This is a genomic window from Acidocella sp. (assembly GCF_052326845.1).
Taxonomy (GTDB): domain Bacteria; phylum Pseudomonadota; class Alphaproteobacteria; order Acetobacterales; family Acetobacteraceae; genus Acidocella.
In genome coordinates, this window is sequence record NZ_JBKQJR010000045.1 from 1 (window position 1) to 21,952 (window position 21,952).

Below are 21,952 nucleotides of genomic sequence, written 5' to 3' on the forward strand. Positions count from 1 at the left end.
CGCCAGCCGGATTCATCGGCGCCGCGCGGGGCGATCTTTAAGCCGCCATGGTGCCCGGCATCGACCAGGTAGAATTCCAGCTCCACGCCCAGCGCCGGGGTGAGCCCCACCGCCTGGAAGCGCTCCAGCACGCGGGCCAGCACGCCGCGCGGGTCCAGGTAGAAATAGCTGCCATCGGCCTCGCACACCATCACGCGCATGCCCTGGGCGGAGGGCAACACCGCCCAGGCGCTGATGACGATGCGCGAGGCCGATGGCAGCTATTTCTACCTCGACCCGCGCGGCGTGCTGGCCCGTGTGCTGGAGCGTTTCAAGGCCGCTGGCCTCACCCCGGCGCTCGGCGTGGAGCTGGAATTCTACCTCGTCGATAATAGCGGGCATCATGGCGGGCTGAAGATCGCCCCGCGCGGCGCCGATGAGTCCGGCTGGCGCGGCTGGCAGGTGGATGCCGTGGGTCTCGGAGAAATCCGGGAATACGAGCCGATCCTGCGCGAGATGATGGCGACCGCGCGCATCCAGGGCATCGAGATCGAGTCGCTGATCTCCGAGAACGGCCCCGGCCAGTTCGAAGTGACGCTGAAATATAACACCGATGCGCTGCGCGTGGCCGATAATGCCACCATGTTCAAGCGCAGCATCAAGGAGATTGCGCGCAAGCACGGCCTCACCGCCACCTTCATGGCCAAGCCCTATGGCCATTGCGCGGGCAGCGGCATGCATGTGCACATGTCGATCCTCGATGCCATCGGCCAGAACATCTTCACCGGCACGCCGGAGCGCGGCTCGGAGAGGTTGTACCATGCGCTGGGCGGCATCATCCACGCCATGCCGGACACCATGCTCACCCTGGCGCCGCATGCCAATTCCTACCGGCGCTTTGCTCCGGGCGTGCACGCGCCCACCTATGGCGACTGGGGGCATGACAACCGCATGGCGGCGGTGCGCGTCATCACCGCCGACCCGGCGGCTGCGCGCATCGAGCATCGTGTTGCCGGGGCGGACTGCAACCCGTATCTCTCCTTTGCCTCGCTGCTCGGCTCGGCGCTGCTGGGGCTTGAGACCAAGGCAGATCCGGGCCCGGAAACCTTCGGCCAGCAACGCAGCCCGCACGCCCCGCCGCTGCCCATCGCCTGGTCCGGCGCGGTTGCAAAATTTGCGGAATCCGCGGCGATCGCCAATATCTTCGGGGCAGACTTCCAGCGTCTGTTCACCGCATGCAAACGCCAGGAGATTAGCGAGATGCGTAAGCGTATTTCCGATGTCGAATACGACGCCTACCTGAAAAACGCATGAGCAAGGTCACCGTCGCGGCCACGCAGATGGCCTGCACCCCGAACGCGCATGAGAACATCGCGCGGGCGGAAAAGCTCATCCGCGCCGCGGCGGCGAAGGGCGCGCAGGTCATCCTGATCCAGGAATTGTTCGAGAGCCCCTATTTCTGCCAGGACCAGATGTACGAGTTTCTGGCACTCGCCACACCGCTGGAGGAAAACCCGGCGGTGAAGCGGTTTCAGGCGCTGGCGCGGGAGCTGAACGTGGTGCTGCCCGTCTCGGTGTTTGAGCGCGCCGGGCAGAGCCGGTTCAATACGGTGGTGATTGTGGATGCGGGCGGCGAGGTGCTCGGCCATTACCGCAAGTCGCACATCCCGGACGGGCCCGGCTATTCCGAGAAGTTCTACTTCTCCCCCGGCGATACCGGCTTCAAGGTCTGGCAGACGAAATACGCGAAGATCGGCGTCGGCATCTGCTGGGACCAGTGGTTCCCCGAATGCGCGCGGGCGATGGCGCTGCAGGGCGCGGAGCTGCTGTTCTACCCCACCGCCATCGGCTCCGAGCCGCAGGACCCCACGCTGGACTCCAGCGGCCATTGGCAGCGCACCATGCAGGGCCATGCCGCGGCGAATCTCACGCCGCTCATCGCCTCCAACCGCATCGGCACCGAGCCAGGGTGCCGGGGCACCGAGATCACCTTCTACGGCTCGTCCTTCATCACCGACCACACCGGCGCCAAGGTGGCGGAAGCCAACCGCACGGATGAGACGATCCTCACCGCCAGCTTCGACCTCGACGAGATCGCCCGCACCCGCGCCTCCTGGGGCGTGTTCCGCGACCGCCGGCCCGAGCTGTACACGCCGCTGCTCACGCTGGATGGCAAGACGTGCCACCAGGCCGTGAAATCGTGACGACACCACGCGCGGCGGGTTTTGCCATGCCGGCGGAATGGGCGCCTCATGCCGGGTGCTGGATGATCTGGCCCGAACGTCCGGATAACTGGCGGCTGGGGGCAAAGCCGGCGCAGCGCGCCTTCACCGCGGTGGCGAGCGCGATCGTGCGCTTCGAGCCGGTAACGATGCTGGTGAGCGGGCGGCAATACGCGCATGCGCGGGCGATGCTGCCGGGTGCTGTGCGGGTGATCGAGGTCAGCACGAACGATTCCTGGGCGCGCGATGTCGGGCCGAGCTTCCTGCTCGGGCCAGCGGGCGAGGTGGCCGGGGCGGACTGGCCGTTCAACGCCTGGGGCGGTTTGAAGGGCGGGCTGTATTTCCCCTGGGATCTCGACGACCAGGTGGCGGGCAAGATTTTGGGGATCGAGCGCGCCCGGCGCTTCCGCGCGCCTTTCGTCACCGAGGGCGGGGCGATCCACGTGGATGGCGAAGGCACCGTGCTCGTGGCCGAGCAATGCGTGCTGAACGAGAACCGCAACGAGGGCATCGCGCGCCAGGACATGGAGCGGATGCTCAAGGATTATCTCGGCGCCTCGCATGTCATCTGGCTGGGCCAGGGCGTGCCGGGCGATGAGACGGACGGGCATGTCGACAATCTCGCCTGCTTCGTCCGCCCCGGCGTGGTGCTGCTCACCTGGTGCGACGACCCCGCCGATCCGCATTACGCCGTGAGCCGCGATGCCGAGGCGCGCCTGCTGGGCGCGCGCGACGCGCAGGGGCGCGAGCTTGCCGTGGAGCGGATTCCCATGCCCACGCCGATGTTTATCACTGAGGAAGAGGCGGCGGGTGTGGATGCCACGGCGAGCGGCATGAGCCGCGCCGCCGGCGAACGCATGGCTGCTTCATACGTGAATTTCTACATCGCGAATGGCGCGATAATTGCACCGTCCTTTGGCGTGGAAACCGATAGTGCGGCGGCGATGGTGCTGGCCCGGGTGTTTCCAGAGCGGGAGATTGTGATGGTGCCAGCGCGTGAAATTCTGCTCGGGGGAGGCAATATCCATTGCATAACCCAGCAGCAGCCAGCGAACAAAAACTAAGCAAAAAGGGAATGGAATGAGTACGAAACTGAAAGCTGACGCCTTATCGTTTTTCGAATCCATCATCATGGGCATAGCGGGTTCCGCGCCCGCGTTTTCCATCGCGGTGGCGATTTCGGGGCTGCTGGCGGCGTCGGGCAAGGTGTCGCCCAATGCGCTGCTGATCTTTGCCGTTCCCATGCTTGGCATTGCCGTGGCGTATAAGGGGCTCTCGGCCAAGATGGCGAACGCCGGTGCTGCCTATGAATGGACCAAATCCGTGTTTGGCGGATTTTTTGGCTATTTCTCCGGTTGGGCGCTGCTCATTGCCTCCATGGTGTTCATGGTTACCGGCTCCGTGCCGCTCGGTACCGCAACGATCGACTTCGCGTCCGTTATACATTTGTGCGACGCGTCGTTGGCGAACAATGTGTGGCTGACGACCATCATCGGCGCGGTGTGGTTTGTCGTCATCGGTCTGGTGCTCATCGCCGGCATCGAGCTGACCAGCAAGGTCCAGGTGGTGATGAGCACCATCGAGCTTGGCATCCTGCTGATCGTCTCGATTGCCGCGTTCGTCCATACCGGCGTGGGGGGGGCGGTTTCGTCCTTCAGCTGGTCCTGGTTCGGCTTCAACTACCCGGCGGGCACTTTTGCCTCGTCCGCGCTCATCGTCGTGTTCCTGTACTGGGGGTGGGACGTCACCAGCAATCTCGCCGAGGAAACCAAAGGCCACGAATATAACGCGGCGGGCCAGGGCGGGTTCCTCAGCATCTTCGTCACCATCGCCTCGTTCGTCGCCTTCACGGTCGCGGCGCTGATGATGTTCACGCTGGCCACCGCTTCCGGCTTTTCCGACAATCTGATCGTCCATGTGGCGCAGGCGGCGGGCCTCGGCACGGCCGGCACGCTGGCCGCGACGCTGGCTTTGGTGCTCTCCAGCATCGCGACGCTGGAAACCACGATGCTACAATTCTCCCGCACCCTATTCGCCATGGGGCGGGACCGCGCGCTGCCGCCCTATTTCGGCCAGGTGAGTGAGCGGACGGTCACCCCGGTGCGCACCATGTACCTGCTGCTGGCGGTGGGGCTGGTGATGATCTTCGTCTCCAGCTTCCTGCCGTCCATCGCCACCATCCTCTCGGACTCGGTGAGCGCGATCGCCGTGCAGGTCTGCTACTATTACGGCTTGGCCGGGCTGGTTTGCGCCTGGGTGTACAGGGACAGCCTGAAGACCTCGTTCTGGGGTTCGGTGCAGTACGTGGTGTTCCCGGCGCTCAGCGCGCTCACGCTGTTCGTGCTCGGCCTTTACGCGCTCTCCACCTACAACACCACGGTGAAGGTCGTGGGGATTGGCGGCCTGGTCATCGGCATCCTGTTCTACCGGCCTTCCGGCTACGGCACGCGCGTGGCTGACATCCTGGCCGAGGAATAAGCCTCGCGTCATCAAACCGGGGCCGCGAGGCCCCGGTTTCTTTTACAAAGCCCTCCGGAAGGTCAGGTTCAGCCGCACGGCGCCGAGCAGCGCATGGCGGCCCGGGCGCAGCGGCGCCACGCCATGAAAATTCAACCGCGTGGTCCCGCCCCACGCCACCACGTCGCCGCTGTGCAGCGTCAGCCGCGCCGGCTTGTCCGTGCGCTTTGCCCCGCCCCACAGGAATACCGCGGGCAGCCCCAGTGAAACGGAGACGATGGGCGCGGAAAAATCCGCCTCGTCCCTGTCCTGGTGCAGCGCCATTTTCGCGCCCGGCTCGTAGCGGTTGATCAGGCACACATCCGGGCTGAACCCGGCGAACCCCGCCTCGGCTGCGGCGGCCTGGGCCAGCTTCACGAACAACTTGGGCATCTCCGGCCAAAGGCGGCCGGTCAGCGGGTCGTGCCGCTCGTAGCGGTAACCGCGCGCATCGCTCACCCAGCCCGCCGCGCCGCAATTGGTCATCGCGGCGGACATCTTCCGCCCGCCGGGTGTGGACATCACGCGCAAGGGGGCGGCCGCCGCCACGTCCAGCGCCGCGGCGATCAGCGCCGCCTCCTCGGCCAGTGCGAAACCAGGCAGATATGTCAGCCCTGGCGGCGCGGCGCCGAACAGGTCCGGGGTCACGGGGCCTTATCCGGCGAGCATCAGCGCCACCACCAGCGCCACTGCCACGCCTTGCAGGATCACGCGCCAGCGCATCAGCAGGTTGGAACGGCGCGGGTCGCGCGCCGGGTTGGCCATGCCCAGCGCCCCGGCCAGCATCACCGCGACAACGGCCAGCATGTCGAGCGCCAGCAGGCCCAGGAGGAACATCTTCATGTCACTTATATAGACGCGACCGCCGCTTTGCCCACCATGCCGGTTGACTTCCCCGCCAATCCCACCTCACTTCCCGGCATGCGCTTCGCCCCCGTTCTCACCTTTCTGCTCGCTCTTAGCCTTGGTTCCGGCGCCCTGGCGCAGAGCCACTCGCCGGTGGCCGTGCCCGCCGCCCCGGCGCCAGCCAAGAGTTCTGCCCCCGCCATCATTCCCGGTTCGCCGCTGGCGGCGTTGACCAGCGCCGCGCCCGCCGCCACGGCGGATAATACCGGCGCCACGCCCTTCGGCACGGATACGCTGGGCTTCTCCATCGCCAGCGCGATCGGCAGCGAGGCCCAGCAGACCTTCGGCGACGTGGCCGGCGCGGTGCGCCGCTCCACCCGCTTCACCCCGGTGCTGCTCTGGCTGGAGAGCTTCGCCACCACGCCGCAGCGCCTCGCCAATGCCGGGGCCATCGGCCTTGGCCTGCTGTTCGCGCTGCTGCCCAGCTTGGCGCTGGAGGCGGCAATCCGCCTCTTCCTGCGCCGCCCCGCCGCGCTCTGCGCGCAATACGCCCAGCCCAGGACGGCGGAATTCCTGCCGGACCAGGACGAGCAGGGCTTGGCCGATGCCGAGGCCGGCGAGCTGGAAAAGCGCCCCAGCCGCGGTGTCTCGGCGCTGGCCTGGGTGCGGCGCCTGGCGTTTGCGCTGCTGCGCTTCATCCTGGCGCTGCTGCCGCTCGTCGGCTTCGCCGTGGCGCTGCAACTGCTCATTTCGGATGGCGTGCTGAACGGCCGCCCGGCGCATCTGGCCGTCACCGGCATCGGCAACATTTATCTGGCCTGCCGTCTGGCGCAGGAGGTTCTGCGCCTGCTCGTCGCCCCCTCCGTTCCTCCGCTGCGCCTCATCACTATGCCCGGCCTGCGAGCCCAGGCCATCATGCGCCGTGGTTTCCTGCTGCTGGCCACGGGGTTTGTGGGCTACAGCCTGATCGCGGTGGCGGAAATCCTCGGCCTGACGCAGGACGGCGCGGACGTGCTGGGGCGGCTCTTCGCCCTGGTTTTGCACCTCGAGGTCGCGGTCAGCATCTGGCAGAGCCGGCATCTGGTGGGGCGCTGGCTCGCCGGGCCGCCGGGGGCCGAGGGCGTGTTCGCCGGGATGCGCCAGCGCCTGGGCGGCATATGGCATTATTTGGCGCTGTTCTATGTGCTGGCGCTATGGGTCGCCCTGGCGGGCGGGGTGCAGAATGCCTTCATCGTATTGCTGCGCGCGGTGCTGGTGGTGGCGGCGGCGCTGCTGCTCGGGCGCCTTGCCTGGCTGGGCAGCGCGCTGCTGCTGGAGCGCGCCTTCCCCAACCCGGTCACCTCCCGCCATGTGCGGCATCCGTTGCTCGCCGCGCGGGTGCATGCCTATCACCCGCTGATCCGGGCGCTTATCCACGGTTTCATCGGCGTGCTGGCGCTGCTCTTCATTTTTCAGGGCTGGGGGATGAATCCGTTCGGCTATCTGCTGGCCGATCCGCTGAGCCGTAACCTGCTCGGCGCGCTGGTCTCCATCATCGTCACCATCGCCGTGTCGCTCACCCTGTGGGAGGCGGCCAACATCCTGCTGCATGGGCATGTCGAGCGCCTCCTCGCGCAGGACCGCACCCGCCAATCGGCCCGGCTGCGCACGCTCGCGCCGATGCTGCGTGCCACCATCGGCACCATCATCTTCCTGGTTGCCTTCTTCATCTGTCTGACCGAAATCGGCGTCAACGCCACCGGGCTGCTCGCAGTTTCGGGCGTCGCCGGCATCGCGGTGGGCTTCGGCAGCCAGAAGCTGGTGCAGGATGTCATCACCGGGCTGTTCCTGCTGCTGGAGGACGCCATGCAGGTGGGGGATAACGTCTCCCTCGGCGGCATGAGCGGCACGGTCGAGCGGCTCTCCATCCGCACCATCCGCCTGCGCGGCTCCGATGGCTCGGTGAACATCATCCCGTTCTCCTCCGTTACCACCGTCACCAACATGACGCGCGATTTCAGCTACGCGCAGATCTCCGTCACTGTTGGCTACCGCGAGGATATCGAGCGCGTTTTCACGGTGCTGCGGGACATTTCCAAGGCCATGCGCGCGGACAAGAAATGGGGCGCGATGATCCGCGACGACCTGCAGATCTTCGGGCTGGACGAGTTCGGCCAGCTCGGGCTGGTTATCACGGGGCAGATCCGCACCGGCCCGGGCCAGCACTGGGCCGTGCGGCGGGAGTTCTACGCCCGTGTGCTGAACCGCTTCGCCGAGGAGGGGATCGAGATCCCCTATAACCGCCAGGCGCTGCTGGGCCTGTCCTCGCAGCCGTAAGGCTATTCCGAGGCCACGTCGCGCAGGTCGCGGGCGATGCCGTCGAGGTCCGGCTGCGGCGTGTCCAGCCCTGCGATGATGAATTCCGGCTGGCCCTTGGCGTTGAACACATACACCGCCGCGGAGTGGGTGACGGAGTAGGTGGGCGTTTTGCTCACCGAGAACACCACGCGGTAGCGCCGCGCCAGGGCGTAGAGCTGGTCGGCAGTGCCGCGTAGGCCGGTCATATTGGCGCCGAACAGCGCCGTGTATTGCGCCAGCAGGGAAGGCGTGTCGCGGTCCGGGTCCACCGTCACGAACAAGACCCTCACCTTGGCCGCCGCCGCACCCATGCGGGTTTGGATGCGCTGGAGATTATACAGCGTCGCCGGGCAGACATCCGGGCAGTGGGTGTAGCCGAAATAGAGCAGCGTCACCGCGCCCCTGAAATCCGCCTCTGTCACGGTCTTGCCCGTGGCGGCGTCGGTCATGGTGAAGGCGAGGGGCGGTACCAGCCCGCGCACGCTCACATCCTGCGGCGAGAGGTCGTGATGGCACCCGGCCAGGGCCAGAAAGGGCAGGGCGAGAAACGCGCGGCGGTGCGGGTGTAGAGATTGTTTGGAAATTCGCTCTGGTGAGGCGCTTGGGGGTGATTTTCGAGCACCGGAGCGGAGCGTACTTGCAGTACGTGAGCACCGGAGCGCAGCAAATCGCCTCCAGGCGGCCGCCAGAGTAGGATTTACGAACAATCTCTCACTCCTCCTCGGCCTCCAGCCCCAGCAGGGTCTGTGCCGCTTGTCCCTCCACCATCTCCACCGTGCGCAGCACGCGGCTCACCGCCCTGGTGCGCACCCGAGCCTTCTCGATATTGTTGCTCATGGCGGAGGCGTTGGCGGCGAGCTTGGCCAGCACATCGTCCATCTTCACCATTTCCCCGCGCGTGGCGCCGAGCAGCTTGCCGATCTCCCCGGCCCGCTGTTCCAGGTCCAGCGTGATATGGCCGAGATGGATGGTCTGCAGCATGGCGGGCAGCAGCGTCGGGCCGAGGATGATCACCTTCTCCTTCGCCCGCACATCGTCGATCAGCCCGGGGATGCGCGCCACTTCGGCGAACAGCCCGTCGCTCGGCAGGTACATCACGCCGAAATCCACGGTCTCCGGCGGAGAGATGTATTTTTCGCGGATCTTCTTCGCCTCCAGCCGCACCCGCACGGCGATGCCCTCGCGCGCCGCGCGCTCGGCCTCGGCGTCCGCCGCCTCGGCTGCCAGCAACAGCCGCTCGTAATCCTCGGTCGGGAATTTGGAATCCACCGGCAGCCAGAGCTTCTCCCGCGCCGGCATGCGCAGCGCGAAATCCACACGCTCGCGCGTGCCGTCCTTCAGCGCGAAATTGCGCTCGAACGCGCCGGGGGGCAGCACCTGTTCCAGCATGGCGCCGAGCTGCGCCTCGCCCCAGCCGCCGCGGGTCTTCACGTTGGAGAAGATGCGCTTGAGGTCGCCAATCTGCGCCGCGGCGGACTGCACCTCGCCCATCGCCTGCTGCACTTGTGCAAACTGTTCAAGCACCCGGGCGAAGCTGGCGGTCATCTGCTGCTCCACCGCCTCGTGCAGCTTCTCGTTCACCGAGGTCTGGATGGTGGTCAGCCGCGTTTCCAGCAGCGCGATGGTCTTCTGCGCGTCCTCCGCTGCCTGGCGGCGCAGCCCATCCACGGTGCTGGCCACGTTCTGGGTAGCGGCGCCGATCTGCTCGAAAGCACGTGACAGCGCGTCGGTCGTTCCGGCCTGGATCGCGGCGGTCAGCCGCCCTTCCGTCGCGGCGAGGTAGGCGCGCGTCGTCTCCGCCTCTCCGCGGTTGCCGGCCAGCAGCTTGTCCAGCGCCAGCCCCAGGCGCTGGGGCGCGCTCAGCGCCGCCTGCCAGGCGAGGCCCGCGAAAACCGCGGCCAGTCCCGCCGCGAGCACCGCAAAAACCAAGAGCAACAGTTCATCGTTCATGCTAGCAAACTACTCAACAAAACCGAGTCGCAGGGAGGCGCACAATGGATTATCAATATTATGAGGATTTTCAGCCCGGCCAGGCCTTTGAAACCCAGCCCATACAGGTCACGGAGGCGGAGATCATCGATTTCGCGCAGAAATTCGATCCGCAGCCGATGCATACCGACCCGCAGGCCGCGCAGGCCATCACCGGCGGCCTCATCGCCAGCGGCTGGCATACCGCCAGCCTGACCATGCGGCTGACGCTCACCTCCGGCTTCTACAATCCCGCCCCCCGCACGCTGGGGCTCGGCTTTGAATTTCTGAAATGGCGTAAACCCGTACGCCCCGGCGATTCCCTGCGCCTGCGCCTCGAGGTGCTCGCCTGCCGGGACAGCGACACCCGCCACGGTTACGGAATCGTGACGAATAAATTTGTCACGATCAATCAACATGATGAGACCGTGCAGGAAATGAGCGCCTCTGTTATCGTTCCCAAACGCAATGAGTGAAAAAGGGCCTCCTCCATGAACAGCAGTGCCGTTACGATCATCGCCTTCTTCTTCATCGCCATCGGCGCCGCGACCGCCTATTTCCTCGATCAGCCGGTGATTGGCGGGGCGCTGATCCTCATCGGTGTCGTCCTCGGGCTCGCGCTGCGCACCTGCGCCGAATGGGAGCGCGCGGTGGTGCTGTTCCTCGGGCGTTTTGCCGGGGTGCGCGGACCGGGGCTGTATTTCCTCATTCCGGCCTTCGAGAACGTGTACACGGTGGTCGATACCCGGCGCCAATCCACCCGCATCTCGGCCGAGGACACGCTGACAGCGGACGCCGTTTCGGTGACCATGGACTCCATCATGTTCTGGCGCGTGCAGGACGTGAAGCGCGCCGCCACCGAACTCACCGATTACCGCAACATGATCGCCCAGGTGGCGCAGACATCCTTGCGTGAGGTCATCTCCGCCACCACGCTGAACGACATCCTCGCCAACCGCGAGGCGATGGACGAGAAACTGCAAGCCCTGATCCGCAAGAAATCGGAGGGCTGGGGAATTGGCGACATCGCCGTGGAGATCCGCGACGTGAAGATCCCGCCCGAGCTGAACGACGCGATGAGCCGCAACGCCCAGGCCGAGAAGGAGAAACAGGCGCGCGTGACGCTGGCCAGCGCCGAAGTCGCCATCGCGGAGCAGATCGCCAGTGCCTCGCACATCTACGCCAGCAACCCGGTGGCGCTGCAGATCAGGCAGATGGGCCTGATCTACGACATGAACAAGGATCGCGGCGTGACCATTCTGGTTCCCACCGGCATGGCTAACGCGCTCGGCGCTTCCATCGCGCTGAACGTCAACAACCCGGACGCGCCGCCTCCCGTGGTGGCGCCGTCCTTCACCCCGGCGGCGCCGGGCTCGGTGCCGAACGCCTGAGTTTTACGCGGCGGTGACGACGACGACATGCTCGCCGTCGGTCTCGCCCAGTGCCTGGTGCAGGGTGGCGATGGCGGCCAGCATGGCTTCGCCAGCACCGTCGGCCTCTTCCTCGGTGAAGTCCTCGTACAATTCGGCCAGCTCCTCCGCCTCGAAATTGTCGGGGTGGAGCGTCTCCTGATAGCGGTCCTTGTCGTCCTGGGTGAGGATGAAGACCAGCGTGTCGGTCGCCTCGGCGATATCGGCCAGGGTGGCATTCTCGCTGGTTTCCAGGTCTATGTCGTAGTCATCGGCCAGGATCGGCAGCAGCACCGCGAAGATGTCCGCATCGCCGTCATACTCCGCCACGGAGGTCCCGGTTTCGGCCAGGAAATTGGCGAGCGCCCGCGGGTCGCCATCCTGTGCGGCGGCGACGAGCCCGCCGAGATCGGCCCGGTTGAGGCGGGTGAAGGTAGCGTTGGCGGCCATGTGGAACTCCGGAAACTGGTTGCTGGCCCGCCAGATACCAGCGCCCCCGCCAACTGCCAACATGGCACCGCCCTCTTGGAGAGACGGCCCAGTTTTTATAGATTACCGGCCACAACCAAGAGGACCGCATGACTGAAGAAACACGCAATTTTGGCACCGAGGTTGGCCGTCTGCTCGACCTGGTGGTGCATTCGCTCTACTCGGACCGCGAGATCTTCCTGCGCGAGCTGGTCGCCAACGCGGCGGATGCCACGGATAAGCGCCGCTTCCTGGCCCTCTCGGACGAGGCGCTGGCCCTGCCGGAAAACCCGGCCATCCGCATCTCGGTGGACAAGCAGGCCCAGACCATCCGCATCGAGGACTCCGGCATCGGCATGACCAAGGAGGAGCTGGCGGACCATCTGGGCACCATCGCCCGCTCCGGCACCGCCGCCTTCACCAGCGCCCTGGCCGAGAAGAAGCCGGAGGACCGCCCCAGCCTGATCGGTCAGTTCGGCGTCGGCTTCTACTCCGCCTTCATGGTGGCGGATAAGGTGGAAGTGGTCTCCCGCAAGGCCGGGCATGATGAGGCCTGGGAATGGGCCTCCGACGGCAAGGGCCAGTACACGCTGAAATCCGCGACCCGCGAGGCGCCAGGCACCACCATCCTGCTGCACGTCAAGCCGGATGCCGAGGAATTCCTGGAGCCGCTGCGGATAAAAACCATCATCCGCAAATGGGCCGACCATATCGCCCTGCCGATCGAGCTTGAGGAGGACGGCAAGTTCGAGCCCGTGACGGAAGGCAAGGCGCTGTGGCGTCGGCCCAAGAGCGAGATCACGGCGGAGGAGTACGCCGATTTCTACCGCCACGTGGCGCACCAGTTCGACGAACCCTGGGCGACGATCCACTGGCGGGCGGAAGGCACGCTGGAATTCTCGGCGCTGCTGTTCATTCCGTCCTCCAAGCCGTTCATGCCGGTCGAGGACACGCGGGAGTCCAAGGTGCGGCTCCACGTGAAGCGGATGTTCATCACCGACCAGGCCGAGCTGCTGCCGCACTGGCTCTCCTTTGTCGCTGGCGTGGTGGATACCGAGGATTTGCCGCTGAACGTCAGCCGCGAGATCCTGCAATCCACCCCGGTGCTGGACAAGATCCGCAAGGCGCTGGCCAACCGCGTGCTCTCCGAGATGAAGGCCAAGGCCAAGGAGCCTGAGGCGTTCAAGACCTTCCTGGAGAATTTCGGCGGGGTGCTGAAGGAAGGCATCTACGAGGACACCGGCCACGCGGCGGATATCGCAGCACTGCTGCGCTTTGCTTCCACCAGGGAGGAGGCGACGACGCTGGACGAGTACATCGCCCGCATGCCGGAAGGGCAGGAGGCGATCTACTACCTCGCCGGAGATGCCGCGCATCTGAAGACCTCGCCGCAGCTCGAAGGCTTCGCCGCCAAGGGGTTTGAGGTGCTGCTGCTCCCCGACCCGATCGACGCGTTCTGGCCGGGCCGCCTCGGCACGTACAAGGAGAAGAAGCTCACCAGCGTGTCCCAGGCCGGGTCGCTCTTCGCTGCCGCCGAGGCAGGGGATGAGATCAAGGCCCTGTGCGAGAAGCTGGCCAAGGCGCTGGAGGGCAAGGTGTCGGGCGTTGTCGCCTCAACAAGGTTGCAGGACAGCCCCGCCATGCTGGTGGCAGCCGAGGGCGGGCCGGACCTTGCCATGCAGCGCCTGCTGCGCCGGGCCGGGCGGCCGGTGTTCGGCCTACCGCCGAAGCTGGAGATCAACCCCGGCCACAAGCTGGTGCAGGTGCTGGCCGGGCGGGAGGGCATCGCCACCGAGGCCGGTCTGCTGCTCGATCTGGCGAAACTTCAGGAAGGCGATCTGCCCGAGGATCCGTCGGCGTTTGTAAAGCAGGTGGCTGCTGCCATCGCCGGAGTGTAACAAAAAAGGGGGGCTTTTGGCCCCCCTTCCGTTGCCGTTCGCTCCCGGGGGTTAGCTCCCGAGGTTGATCTGGTGCTTGTTGGTGGCGGCACCGGTCACGGCACCGGCGGCACCGCCGACGAGGGCGCCGGTACCGGCGCCCATGCCCGTGACGGAGCCGATGATGGCGCCCGCACCCGCACCGATGGCGCCGCCGGAGAGGGCGCGCTCGCCAGCGGTGTTGCCGCAGGCGGCGAGGCCGAGAAGGGAGGAGGCCAGCGCCAAGCCGGCCAGGAATTTACGAGACATCTTTAATCTCCAGTAGGTTGTCCGCGGGGGGTGTCCCCTACCTGAGGCAGGAATTCAACCCACGTTCCCCGATGGCGCCAGGGAATGACGATTTCTTCATCCCACCGTTATTCGCCGACAAGCGGCTTCCCAAGGTTCAGGGTGTTGGAACTGATGGCCGCCCCGGCCACCGCGCCAACGCCGCCGCCGATGGCAGCGCCCGCGCCCGGGCCGATGCCCGTCACAGTACCGATAATGGCGCCGGCGCCCGCGCCGATGGCGCCGCCGGATAAGGCGCGGGCTCCAGGAGAGTAGCCGCAGCCGGCGAGGCCAAGGCACGCCACCATCAGGATTGCAGGCATGGGTTTGGCTTTCATGGCATCATACCTCGTCGTAGTTGAGATTCCCCTATGGACCAGGAATTGCGGCGATTGAATGGCATATTTCAGGCTTGCTCCACGGCGGCGCGGGCTGTAAGCCCAGCCCAGAAGGCGCGATGGGCGCTGCATCTCTTGGGATTTCGCGGCAAGGCCCGGCACGGCGGCGGGTCTGCCTCAGGAAGGGTTTTTGATGTTTTCCAAACTTCTCGGCTTGATGTCTGCCGACATGGCGATCGATCTCGGCACCGCGAACACGCTGGTTTACGTGAAGGGCCGTGGCATCGTGCTGGCGGAACCTTCCGTGGTGGCCATGCAGGAGATCAAGGGCCGCAAGCAGGTTCTCGCCGTGGGCGAGGATGCGAAGCTGATGCTCGGCCGCACCCCCGGTAATATCCAGGCCATCCGCCCGCTGCGCGACGGCGTGATCGCCGATTTCGAGGTGGCGGAGGAGATGATCAAGCACTTCATCCGCAAGGTGCATAACCGCCGCGGCTATGCCTCGCCGCTGATCATCATCTGCGTGCCTTCCGGCTCCACGGCCGTCGAGCGCCGCGCCATCCAGGAATCCGCCGAATCCGCCGGCGCCCGCCAGGTGCTGCTGATCGAGGAGCCGATGGCCGCCGCGATCGGCGCCAACCTGCCCGTCACCGAGCCCTCGGGCTCCATGATCGTCGATATCGGCGGCGGCACCACCGAGGTTGCGGTGATCTCGCTGGGCGGCATCGTCTATGCCCGTTCCGTGCGCGTGGGTGGCGACAAGATGGACGAGGGGATCATTTCCTACATCCGCCGCGCCTTCAACCTGCTGATCGGCGAAAGCTCGGCCGAGCGGATCAAGATGGATATCGGCGCCGCCTGGATGGACAGAAACGATGATGGTCCGTCCCGCTTCGTGAAGGGCCGCGACCTGATCAACGGCGTGCCGCGCGAAGTGACCGTGACGCAACGCCAGATCGCCGAGAGCCTGGCCGAACCGGTCGGGCAGATTGTCGAGGCGATCAAGGTGGCGCTGGAGAACTGCCCGCCGGAGCTGGCGGCGGATATCGTCGACAAGGGCATCATGCTCTCCGGCGGCGGCGCCCTGCTGCACCGGCTGGACGAGGTGCTGCGCGTTGCCACCGGCCTGCCGGTGATGGTGGCCGAGAACCCGCTGCAATGCGTGGCGCTGGGCACTGGCCGCGCGCTGGAGGAGCGCCACCTCCGCTCCGTCACCTCTTCAATGTATTAACCCCGGTTTGCCGGCTTGGGCGTGGCGCGCTAATTTGCCGCCATGCCGCTTCCTTTCCTGAAAATGCAGGGCGCGGGGAACGATTTCGTGGTGCTCGATGCCCGCACCACGAAGCTGAACCTCTCCGCCGCCGCCATCCGTCATATTGCCGACCGCCGCCGTGGCGTGGGCTGCGACCAGCTGGTCATTATCGAGCCCGACGAGGCCGGGGCGGACGCCTTCATGCGCATCCTGAACGCCGACGGCTCGGAGAGCGGCGCCTGCGGCAACGCCACGCGCTGTGTCGCCGCATTGTTGGCCGAGGAATCCGGCGCGCGCCGGGTGACGATCCGCACCATGTTCGGCCTGTTGGAAGCGGAAATTCTCGGCCCCGGGCTGGTCGAGGTGGATATGGGCACGCCGCTGCTGGAATGGGGGGACATCCCGCTTTCCGGCCCGGCGGACACGCTGCATTTGCAACTGGCGCTCGGCCCGGCCACCGACCCCGCCGCCTGCTCCATGGGCAACCCGCACGCCACCTTCTTCGTCGATGGCTTCGCGCATCTGCCGATCGAGCTGATCGGGCCGAAGCTGGAGACGCACCGGCTGTTCCCCGAGCGCGCCAATATCGGCTTCGCCCATGTCGAAAGCCCGAGCCGCATCCGCCTGCGGGTGTGGGAGCGAGGTGCTGGGCTGACGCTGGCCTGCGGCTCCGGCGCCTGCGCGGCGCTGGTGAACGCGAACCGGCGCGGGCTGACGGGCCGCCAGGCGACGGTAGTGATGGATGGCGGGGAGCTGCTGATCACCTGGGCTGGGAATGGGCATGTGCTGATGCGCGGCCCTGCTGAAACCGCCTTCGCGGGCGAATTGCCGGATCTGGTGTAACAAATGGCTGTTTCTTCTTTTTTCTCCCGGCTCAAATCCGGGCTGTCCCGCAGCGCCGCCAAGCTTACCGGAAACATCGCCGCCGTCTTCACCAAGCGCAAGCTGGATGACGAGGCGCTGGAGGAGCTGGAGGAGCAGCTGATCGCCGCCGATCTCGGCACCGCCGTGGCCGCGCGCGTCATCAAGAGTTTCCGCTCCACACGCTTCGGCAAGGAAGTCACCGCCGAGGAGATCCGCGAGACGCTGGGCGGCGAGATCGGCAAGATCCTCGCCCCGGTGGCCAAACCGCTGGAGATCGACCGGAGCCACAAGCCTTACGTCATCCTGATGACCGGCGTGAACGGCGCGGGCAAGACCACGACCATCGGCAAGCTCGCGTCGCGCTACAAGCAGGCGGGGCTCACTTGCGTGCTCGCGGCTGGCGACACCTTCCGCGCGGCGGCGGTGGAGCAATTGCAGGTCTGGGGCGCGCGCTCCGGCGTGGAGGTGGTGACGGCGCCCGCCAATACCGACCCGGCCTCGCTGGCGCATGACGCGCTCTCCCGCGCGCAGAAGATCGGCGCGGACGTGCTGCTCATCGACACCGCCGGCCGCCTGCACAACAAGACAGCGCTGATGGAGGAGTTGCGCAAGATCATCCGCGTGATCCGTAAGCTCGACCCCACCGCCCCGCACGCCACGCTGCTGACGCTGGACGCCACCACCGGCCAGAACGCGGTGACTCAGGTGGGCATTTTCAAGGACATGGTGGATCTCAGCGGGCTGATCGTGACCAAGCTGGACGGCTCGGCGCGCGGCGGCATCGTGGTTGCGCTGGCGGAGAAATACGGCCTGCCGATCCATGCCGTGGGCACGGGCGAGCAGATCGACGATCTGCGCGAGTTTGATGCGGACGAGTTCGGCAAGGCGCTGGTGGGCGAGGCTTAAGAGGCTTCCCTCGTTAGCAAAGCCCGCATCAGCGTCTCGAACTCCGCCACGCTCAGCGTCTCTGCCCGGCGTTGTGGGTCGATCCCCGCCGCCTCCAGCAACTCCACCCCGCCCAGGCTCTTCAACGCCCCGCGCAGCATCTTGCGCCGCTGCCCGAAGGCGGCCGCGGTCAGCCGCTCCATGGCGCGCAGCTCCTGGCGCGAGGGCTGCTCGGGCTTGGGCACCAGCCGCACCAGGGCCGACTCCACCTTGGGCGGCGGCGCGAAAGCCCCGGCCGGGATGTGCATCTGCATCGTCACGTCGCACAGCCACTGGCTGAGCACGGAAATCCGCCCATAGGCGCTGGTATCAGGTGCGGCGCAGACGCGCTCCGCCACCTCCAGCTGGAACATCAGCGTCATCGACTGGAATTGCGCCGCCTGTTGCAGCCAGCGCACGAGCAGCAGCGTGCCAATATTGTAGGGCAGGTTGGCGACGATGGCGCGCGGCGCCGGCACCAGCGCGGGGATGTCCGCCTTCATTGCGTCGGCATGGATGATCGTGAGCCGATCCGTCAGTCCCGCCAGCGCCGTGATCGCCGCTACGGCGCGCGGGTCGTACTCAATGGCCGTGACATGCGCCGCCTTGGTGTCCAGCAGCGCGCGGGTTAGCCCGCCCGGGCCGGGGCCGACTTCCACCGCGTTCACGCCTGCAAGGTCCCCCGCCGCGGCGGCGATGCGCGCCAGCAGATCCGGGTCCAGCAGGAAGTGCTGGCCGAGCGATTTGTCGGCCCGGAGGTCGAAGTGTTTGATAATCTCCCGCAACGGCGGCGGAGGTGCAGAAAAAACCGGCATGGCGCTTGTTAGCCCATGCCGCGCCATGGCAACAGTGAGGGCGTGAGCGACCGTTCCGCAACCTTATCGCTTTTGCAGGCGCCAAAGCTGCTACGCGCTCTGGTGCGGGCGGACGAAGTCTGGCTGGCGCTGCTGGCCACGGTGGTTGGCATATGCGGCGGGTTCGGCGTCGTGCTGATCAACTCTATCACTTTGCTCATGCACACGGTGCTGTTTCATCTGGCGCCGGGGCAGGGGCTCTCGGAGTCCAAGAGCCTGGACCCGGGGCGCGCTTTGCTCGTGCCGTCGCTGGGCGGGCTGGTGCTGGGGCTGACCATGGCTCTGCTGGCGCGGCTGCGGTCGCACAACCTCATCGACCCGATCGAGGCCAACGCCCTCTATGGCGGGCGCATGTCGCTCAGGGACTCGCTCATCGTCGCGGCGCAGACGGCCTGGTCCAACGGCGTTGGCGCGTCCGTCGGCATGGAGGCGGGCTACGCCCAGCTCGGTTCGGGCATTGCCTCCTGGGCCGGGCAGATTTTCCGGCTACGGCGCAACGATCTGCGCGTGCTGGTGGGCTGCGGCGCGGCTGCGGCCATCGGCGGCGCCTTCAACGCCCCGCTCTGCGGCGCGTTTTACGGCATCGAGCTGGTCATCGGCATCTACTCCATCGCCACCTTGCCCTTCGTCGTGCTCGCAGCACTTGCAGGCACGCTCACCGTGCAGATCCTGGGCTTTGCCTCGCCGCCGCTCAACGTGGTGCTGCCGCTGAACGTGCCGCATGACGAATACGGCATCGTGCTGATCGAGGGGGTTGCCTGCGGCATCGCCGGCATTGCCATCATGCGCGGGGTCACGCTGGTGGAGACGGCTTTCCGCCGCTCGCGCATCCCGCTTTGGGCGCGGCCGCTGCTGGGGGGGCTGGTGGTGGGGCTACTTGGCATCATCACGCCCAAGGCCATGTCCTCCGGCCATTCGGCCCTGCATGCTTATATAGATGTCAGCTTCCCCTTCTTCGTTGTATTCGGGGTGCTGATTGCCAAGGCGGTTGCCTCCGCTTTCTCCATCGGTGCTGGATTCCGCGGCGGCCTGTTCTTCGCCTCGCTGTTCCTGGGCGCGCTGTTCGGCAAGGTGTTCGCCGGTATTTGCGGCGTCCTGCCCTTCGTGAGCTACATGCCCGCCGGCTTCTACGCCGTGGTGGGCATGAGCGGACTGGCCACCGCCATCGTCGGCGGGCCGCTGACAATGACCTTCCTGGCGCTGGAGAGCACGCAGAACTTCGCCGTGACCATGGCGGTGCTGGCGGCCTCCATCGCCGCCACCATCACCGTGCGCCGGCTGTTCGGCTACTCCTTCGCCACCTGGCGCTTCCATCTGCGCGGCGAGAACATCCGCTCGGCCGTGGATGTCGGCTGGATCCACAGCCTCACTGTCGGGCGGATGATGCGGCCCACCACCGTCTCGGTGCAGGCGCGGATGAGCCTGGCCGCCTTCCGGCAGGACGTGCCGCTGGGCGCCACTCCGCGCGCGGTGGTCACGGATGAGGCTGGCCGCTATATGGGCATCGCCTACCCTGCCGAAGCCGCCGCGATGACTGGGGAAAGTCTGACCGTGGGGGCTATCTTGCACCTCCAGACGCATTTCCTGCTGCCGGGGATGAACGTGAAGGAGGCCCTGGCCGCATTCGAGGCGGCGGAAGCCGACGCGCTGGCCGTGGTGGACGGACCCGAAACCCGCCAGATTCTCGGTCTGCTGACCGAGCAATACGCCCTGCGCCGCTATAGTGAAGAATTGGACAGGCGGCGCAAGGAGATGTCCGGCGAGTAATGGCAAGGCAACCCTTGGTCCAGATAAGGCACAAGTGAAACTGGTCGCGCATCATTGCGGAATGGTACCGATATCGTACTGATTTCGGTAGATGTATCACATATGCTGGTGATTTTGACGATTAGGCGGTCATAAAGGTCAGGACACAAGGCTATATGTGCCGGTTTTATTGTCTTTTTTGAGAATCTAAGCCCATACTGTTAGTCATTTTAAATTAAAGCTAAATTAAAAGACTAAAAATAATAATCAAATCTAATAAATAAACAATCAAGGTAAATTATCCTAGTTTGGATTATTTATGAATTATTTTGATTGTCTGTTGTATAATATGACGAAAATTCAATAATTCTAGGATCTGTTTTTTATTGTGTTTGCTGCACTGCGCAAGATAAACCAACCGTCAGGGCTGCTAACTAACGGGGAACTCTCATGACGGCTGGAGCTACGCTTACGATTGGTGGTGCGTTCAATTCCCACTCTGGAATTGTTTCTATACCTTCGAGCTTTCCGGGTAATACCTCGACCACGGGGTCGCTCAATCATCTCCTAGAGAATTACCTGGTCTCCCTGAGCGACTCAATTCAGGGGGGCACCTATTCCTTCGAGAATAACGACATTGCTGGCGGTCGCGACTTCAAGAAGACTGAGAGGCATGCTTCCGGTGAGCATAACGACCATGCTGACGGTCGCGACTTCAAGAAGACTGAGAAGCATGCTTCCGGCTCCTTCGAGGAGCTCACGAATACCAACAGCAACGGCAAAGTTACCGGCAGCAGCGTGAGCGGCGCCTACAAGGTCTCCACCGGCGTTACCGACCTTGTGGTGCAAGCTCCCGGCGACGTGACCCTCACGGGTAACGGCACCACCAAGTTCGCTCTGTTCGGTGCCGACAGCAATGTCACCTACAACCAGACCGGTGGCGGTTCATCCTCCATCTTTGCCGCGGGTGGCCGCGACTCCATCTACGTGTCCGCCGCGAACGTCAACGACACAGTGTACAGCGCGGGCAAGGACACCGTCACCTTCAACGGTGTCGGCGGTAAGGAACTCGTCAATGCCGAAGGTAACGCCACCACCACGGTGTTCATCGGCGGTTCCGACAATGCGACCGTGACGGCCAGCGACAATGCGAAAGTCGGCGTGCATTTCATTCAGGGTTCGAGTACCCTGGACTTCATCAACAACTCCACCCAGGCTCAGACGGTCTTCTCCGCCGCATATGGCGTCAACTCCGTCACCGTGAACGCGGGCGCCGGCGGTGGCTTGTATGTTGGCGGCCGCGCCGGCAACAACTCGCTGGTTGGCGGCACCGGCGCGGTTACGCTGCAGGGCGGCGGCACGGGTGACATCCTGATCGGCAATGGCGCGTCGAACAACCTGATCGGCGGCACTGGCATCGAAACGCTGATCGGCGCCAATGGCTCCGGCAACAACGTGTTCCAGATCGGCCTTGACTCTGTCGGTGTCGGCCACGTCACGACCTCCGGAATCGCTTCCACCAACGGTTCCGGCCTGCAGTCCTTCATCATCGGCAACACCCTTGGTGAGACTCTCACGGGCTCAACCGTTGCCGGGTCGACCAACCTGTACGACATCGCCGGCAGCTTCACCACGGGCGGCAGCACGCTGACCATCACCAATTTCGGCGCCGCCAACAGCGTAATCTTCCTGGTCGATTCGACCCTGAAGGCCGCGAGCGATAAGTCGATCTACAGCATCCAAGCAGCGGGTGGCGTTGGCGGAGGCACGGATGTCTACCTCAACGACGGGACGACGATCCTGCTCAAGGGCGTTAAGGTCTCTGACGTCTTCTCCACCACCCTGCCCGGCGGCATTACGGCTATCGGTCACACCTAAGGCATCTGGCTCAGAAAAACCCGCCTTGCGTGCGCATGGCGGGTTTTTTGTGTGCGCCCAGCATGGGCGCATTCTTGTGGGTGGAAGTCCCATCGTAAGCTGGTCACAGCGAGCGAAGTGAAGCGCAACTGCGGAAGGGTGACCGACCGTGGGGAGGAAGCGTGGAT

General features: G+C 65.4%; 21 protein-coding genes and 1 pseudogene. 13 read left to right on the top strand and 9 right to left on the bottom strand.

The window, feature by feature from the left end; translation table 11 throughout:
- Positions 1–218, bottom strand: a pseudogene (locus tag ACLPJJ_RS03005) (glutamine synthetase family protein); the annotation flags it as partial.
- On the opposite strand from ACLPJJ_RS03005, the gene ACLPJJ_RS03010 reads away from it, so the two are divergent.
- The 4 genes from ACLPJJ_RS03010 to ACLPJJ_RS03025 are packed head-to-tail and all read left to right on the top strand — an operon-like array spanning position 199 to position 4,679.
- On the top strand, positions 199–1,293 hold the full coding sequence (locus ACLPJJ_RS03010; protein WP_443589350.1) for a glutamine synthetase family protein: 1,095 nt from the start codon (positions 199–201) through the stop codon (positions 1,291–1,293). The pseudogene ACLPJJ_RS03005 and the gene ACLPJJ_RS03010 sit on opposite strands and share 20 nt — an antisense overlap.
- Positions 1,290–2,183: an N-carbamoylputrescine amidase gene (aguB, locus tag ACLPJJ_RS03015; protein ID WP_443589351.1), complete on the top strand. Its 894-nt coding sequence runs from the start codon at positions 1,290–1,292 to the stop codon at positions 2,181–2,183. Before ACLPJJ_RS03010 ends, aguB begins: the two co-directional genes overlap by 4 nt.
- Positions 2,180–3,265 carry an agmatine deiminase gene (aguA, locus tag ACLPJJ_RS03020; protein WP_443589352.1) on the top strand — a complete coding sequence of 362 codons (1,086 nt, stop codon included), beginning with the start codon at positions 2,180–2,182 and terminating at the stop codon, positions 3,263–3,265. The genes aguB and aguA overlap by 4 nt, the downstream gene beginning before the upstream one ends.
- Positions 3,266–3,281: 16 nt before the next feature.
- Positions 3,282–4,679: an APC family permease gene (locus ACLPJJ_RS03025; protein ID WP_443589353.1), complete on the top strand. Its 1,398-nt coding sequence runs from the start codon at positions 3,282–3,284 to the stop codon at positions 4,677–4,679.
- Positions 4,680–4,721: 42 nt separating this feature from the next.
- Here ACLPJJ_RS03025 and alkB read toward each other — a convergent pair whose 3' ends face one another.
- Positions 4,722–5,345, bottom strand: a complete 624-nt coding sequence (gene alkB / locus ACLPJJ_RS03030) for a DNA oxidative demethylase AlkB (RefSeq protein ID WP_443589354.1) — start codon at positions 5,343–5,345, stop codon at positions 4,722–4,724.
- Between the two features lie 6 nt (positions 5,346–5,351).
- A complete protein-coding gene (locus ACLPJJ_RS03035; protein ID WP_443589356.1) occupies positions 5,352–5,540 on the bottom strand; it encodes an HIG1 domain-containing protein in 189 nt (62 codons plus the stop codon).
- A gap of 36 nt (positions 5,541–5,576) precedes the next feature.
- On the opposite strand from ACLPJJ_RS03035, the gene ACLPJJ_RS03040 reads away from it, so the two are divergent.
- Positions 5,577–7,859: a mechanosensitive ion channel domain-containing protein gene (locus ACLPJJ_RS03040; protein ID WP_443589357.1), complete on the top strand. Its 2,283-nt coding sequence runs from the start codon at positions 5,577–5,579 to the stop codon at positions 7,857–7,859.
- A gap of 2 nt (positions 7,860–7,861) precedes the next feature.
- Here ACLPJJ_RS03040 and ACLPJJ_RS03045 read toward each other — a convergent pair whose 3' ends face one another.
- Both ACLPJJ_RS03045 and ACLPJJ_RS03050 read right to left on the bottom strand, forming a co-directional pair.
- A complete protein-coding gene (locus ACLPJJ_RS03045) occupies positions 7,862–8,362 on the bottom strand; it encodes an SCO family protein (RefSeq protein ID WP_443589358.1) in 501 nt (166 codons plus the stop codon).
- A gap of 229 nt (positions 8,363–8,591) precedes the next feature.
- Positions 8,592–9,830 carry a DNA recombination protein RmuC gene (locus tag ACLPJJ_RS03050; protein ID WP_443589360.1) on the bottom strand — a complete coding sequence of 413 codons (1,239 nt, stop codon included), beginning with the start codon at positions 9,828–9,830 and terminating at the stop codon, positions 8,592–8,594.
- Positions 9,831–9,874: 44 nt separating this feature from the next.
- Between ACLPJJ_RS03050 and ACLPJJ_RS03055 the strand changes: the two genes are divergently transcribed.
- Together ACLPJJ_RS03055 and ACLPJJ_RS03060 are read left to right on the top strand one after the other, a co-directional pair.
- Positions 9,875–10,324: a MaoC family dehydratase gene (locus ACLPJJ_RS03055; RefSeq protein ID WP_443589362.1), complete on the top strand. Its 450-nt coding sequence runs from the start codon at positions 9,875–9,877 to the stop codon at positions 10,322–10,324.
- Between the two features lie 15 nt (positions 10,325–10,339).
- The gene (locus tag ACLPJJ_RS03060; RefSeq protein WP_443589364.1) at positions 10,340–11,239 is read left to right on the top strand and encodes a slipin family protein; all 900 of its coding nucleotides are present in this window, start codon (positions 10,340–10,342) and stop codon (positions 11,237–11,239) included.
- A gap of 3 nt (positions 11,240–11,242) precedes the next feature.
- Here ACLPJJ_RS03060 and ACLPJJ_RS03065 read toward each other — a convergent pair whose 3' ends face one another.
- Positions 11,243–11,770, bottom strand: a complete 528-nt coding sequence (locus ACLPJJ_RS03065) for a hypothetical protein (RefSeq protein ID WP_443589365.1) — start codon at positions 11,768–11,770, stop codon at positions 11,243–11,245.
- Between the two features lie 65 nt (positions 11,771–11,835).
- Between ACLPJJ_RS03065 and htpG the strand changes: the two genes are divergently transcribed.
- Positions 11,836–13,623, top strand: coding sequence for a molecular chaperone HtpG (gene htpG, locus ACLPJJ_RS03070; RefSeq protein WP_443589367.1), 1,788 nt, complete (start codon positions 11,836–11,838; stop codon positions 13,621–13,623).
- 51 nt (positions 13,624–13,674) lie between these two features.
- Here htpG and ACLPJJ_RS03075 read toward each other — a convergent pair whose 3' ends face one another.
- Both ACLPJJ_RS03075 and ACLPJJ_RS03080 read right to left on the bottom strand, forming a co-directional pair.
- Positions 13,675–13,911, bottom strand: coding sequence for a YMGG-like glycine zipper-containing protein (locus ACLPJJ_RS03075; RefSeq protein ID WP_443589369.1), 237 nt, complete (start codon positions 13,909–13,911; stop codon positions 13,675–13,677).
- A gap of 107 nt (positions 13,912–14,018) precedes the next feature.
- Positions 14,019–14,267, bottom strand: coding sequence for a YMGG-like glycine zipper-containing protein (locus tag ACLPJJ_RS03080; RefSeq protein ID WP_443589371.1), 249 nt, complete (start codon positions 14,265–14,267; stop codon positions 14,019–14,021).
- Positions 14,268–14,460: 193 nt separating this feature from the next.
- On the opposite strand from ACLPJJ_RS03080, the gene ACLPJJ_RS03085 reads away from it, so the two are divergent.
- The 3 genes from ACLPJJ_RS03085 to ftsY are packed head-to-tail and all read left to right on the top strand — an operon-like array spanning position 14,461 to position 17,289.
- Positions 14,461–15,498 (top strand): rod shape-determining protein, encoded by a 1,038-nt coding sequence (locus ACLPJJ_RS03085; protein ID WP_443589373.1) that lies wholly within the window; start codon positions 14,461–14,463, stop codon positions 15,496–15,498.
- A 42-nt stretch (positions 15,499–15,540) separates the two neighbouring features.
- Positions 15,541–16,362 (top strand): diaminopimelate epimerase, encoded by an 822-nt coding sequence (gene dapF / locus ACLPJJ_RS03090; RefSeq protein ID WP_443589375.1) that lies wholly within the window; start codon positions 15,541–15,543, stop codon positions 16,360–16,362.
- 3 nt (positions 16,363–16,365) lie between these two features.
- The gene (ftsY, locus tag ACLPJJ_RS03095; RefSeq protein ID WP_443589377.1) at positions 16,366–17,289 is read left to right on the top strand and encodes a signal recognition particle-docking protein FtsY; all 924 of its coding nucleotides are present in this window, start codon (positions 16,366–16,368) and stop codon (positions 17,287–17,289) included.
- Here ftsY and rsmA read toward each other — a convergent pair.
- Positions 17,286–18,122, bottom strand: a complete 837-nt coding sequence (gene rsmA / locus ACLPJJ_RS03100; RefSeq protein ID WP_443589379.1) for a 16S rRNA (adenine(1518)-N(6)/adenine(1519)-N(6))-dimethyltransferase RsmA — start codon at positions 18,120–18,122, stop codon at positions 17,286–17,288. The genes ftsY and rsmA overlap by 4 nt on opposite strands.
- A 42-nt stretch (positions 18,123–18,164) precedes the next feature.
- On the opposite strand from rsmA, the gene ACLPJJ_RS03105 reads away from it, so the two are divergent.
- Both ACLPJJ_RS03105 and ACLPJJ_RS03110 read left to right on the top strand, forming a co-directional pair.
- A complete protein-coding gene (locus tag ACLPJJ_RS03105) occupies positions 18,165–19,928 on the top strand; it encodes a chloride channel protein (RefSeq protein ID WP_443589381.1) in 1,764 nt (587 codons plus the stop codon).
- 429 nt (positions 19,929–20,357) lie between these two features.
- Complete coding sequence (locus ACLPJJ_RS03110) at positions 20,358–21,785, top strand: hypothetical protein (protein WP_443589382.1); 1,428 nt, start codon at positions 20,358–20,360, stop codon at positions 21,783–21,785.
- Positions 21,786–21,952 lie beyond the last annotated feature (167 nt).

What these genes read in the sequence shown, in the direction of transcription:
- ACLPJJ_RS03010 (WP_443589350.1), top strand. Translation starts at nt 199, where the DNA reads ATGCCCTGGGCGGAGGGCAACACCGCCCAGGCGCTGATGACGATGCGC.
- aguB (WP_443589351.1), top strand. Translation starts at nt 1,290, where the DNA reads ATGAGCAAGGTCACCGTCGCGGCCACGCAGATGGCCTGCACCCCGAAC.
- ACLPJJ_RS03025 (WP_443589353.1), top strand. Translation starts at nt 3,282, where the DNA reads ATGAGTACGAAACTGAAAGCTGACGCCTTATCGTTTTTCGAATCCATC.
- ACLPJJ_RS03035 (WP_443589356.1), bottom strand. Translation starts at nt 5,540, where the DNA reads ATGAAGATGTTCCTCCTGGGCCTGCTGGCGCTCGACATGCTGGCCGTT.
- ACLPJJ_RS03040 (WP_443589357.1), top strand. Translation starts at nt 5,577, where the DNA reads ATGCCGGTTGACTTCCCCGCCAATCCCACCTCACTTCCCGGCATGCGC.
- ACLPJJ_RS03050 (WP_443589360.1), bottom strand. Translation starts at nt 9,830, where the DNA reads ATGAACGATGAACTGTTGCTCTTGGTTTTTGCGGTGCTCGCGGCGGGA.
- ACLPJJ_RS03055 (WP_443589362.1), top strand. Translation starts at nt 9,875, where the DNA reads ATGGATTATCAATATTATGAGGATTTTCAGCCCGGCCAGGCCTTTGAA.
- ACLPJJ_RS03060 (WP_443589364.1), top strand. Translation starts at nt 10,340, where the DNA reads ATGAACAGCAGTGCCGTTACGATCATCGCCTTCTTCTTCATCGCCATC.
- ACLPJJ_RS03065 (WP_443589365.1), bottom strand. Translation starts at nt 11,770, where the DNA reads ATGTTGGCAGTTGGCGGGGGCGCTGGTATCTGGCGGGCCAGCAACCAG.
- htpG (WP_443589367.1), top strand. Translation starts at nt 11,836, where the DNA reads ATGACTGAAGAAACACGCAATTTTGGCACCGAGGTTGGCCGTCTGCTC.
- ACLPJJ_RS03075 (WP_443589369.1), bottom strand. Translation starts at nt 13,911, where the DNA reads ATGTCTCGTAAATTCCTGGCCGGCTTGGCGCTGGCCTCCTCCCTTCTC.
- ACLPJJ_RS03080 (WP_443589371.1), bottom strand. Translation starts at nt 14,267, where the DNA reads ATGAAAGCCAAACCCATGCCTGCAATCCTGATGGTGGCGTGCCTTGGC.
- ACLPJJ_RS03085 (WP_443589373.1), top strand. Translation starts at nt 14,461, where the DNA reads ATGTTTTCCAAACTTCTCGGCTTGATGTCTGCCGACATGGCGATCGAT.
- dapF (WP_443589375.1), top strand. Translation starts at nt 15,541, where the DNA reads ATGCCGCTTCCTTTCCTGAAAATGCAGGGCGCGGGGAACGATTTCGTG.
- ftsY (WP_443589377.1), top strand. Translation starts at nt 16,366, where the DNA reads ATGGCTGTTTCTTCTTTTTTCTCCCGGCTCAAATCCGGGCTGTCCCGC.
- rsmA (WP_443589379.1), bottom strand. Translation starts at nt 18,122, where the DNA reads ATGCCGGTTTTTTCTGCACCTCCGCCGCCGTTGCGGGAGATTATCAAA.
- ACLPJJ_RS03110 (WP_443589382.1), top strand. Translation starts at nt 20,358, where the DNA reads ATGACGGCTGGAGCTACGCTTACGATTGGTGGTGCGTTCAATTCCCAC.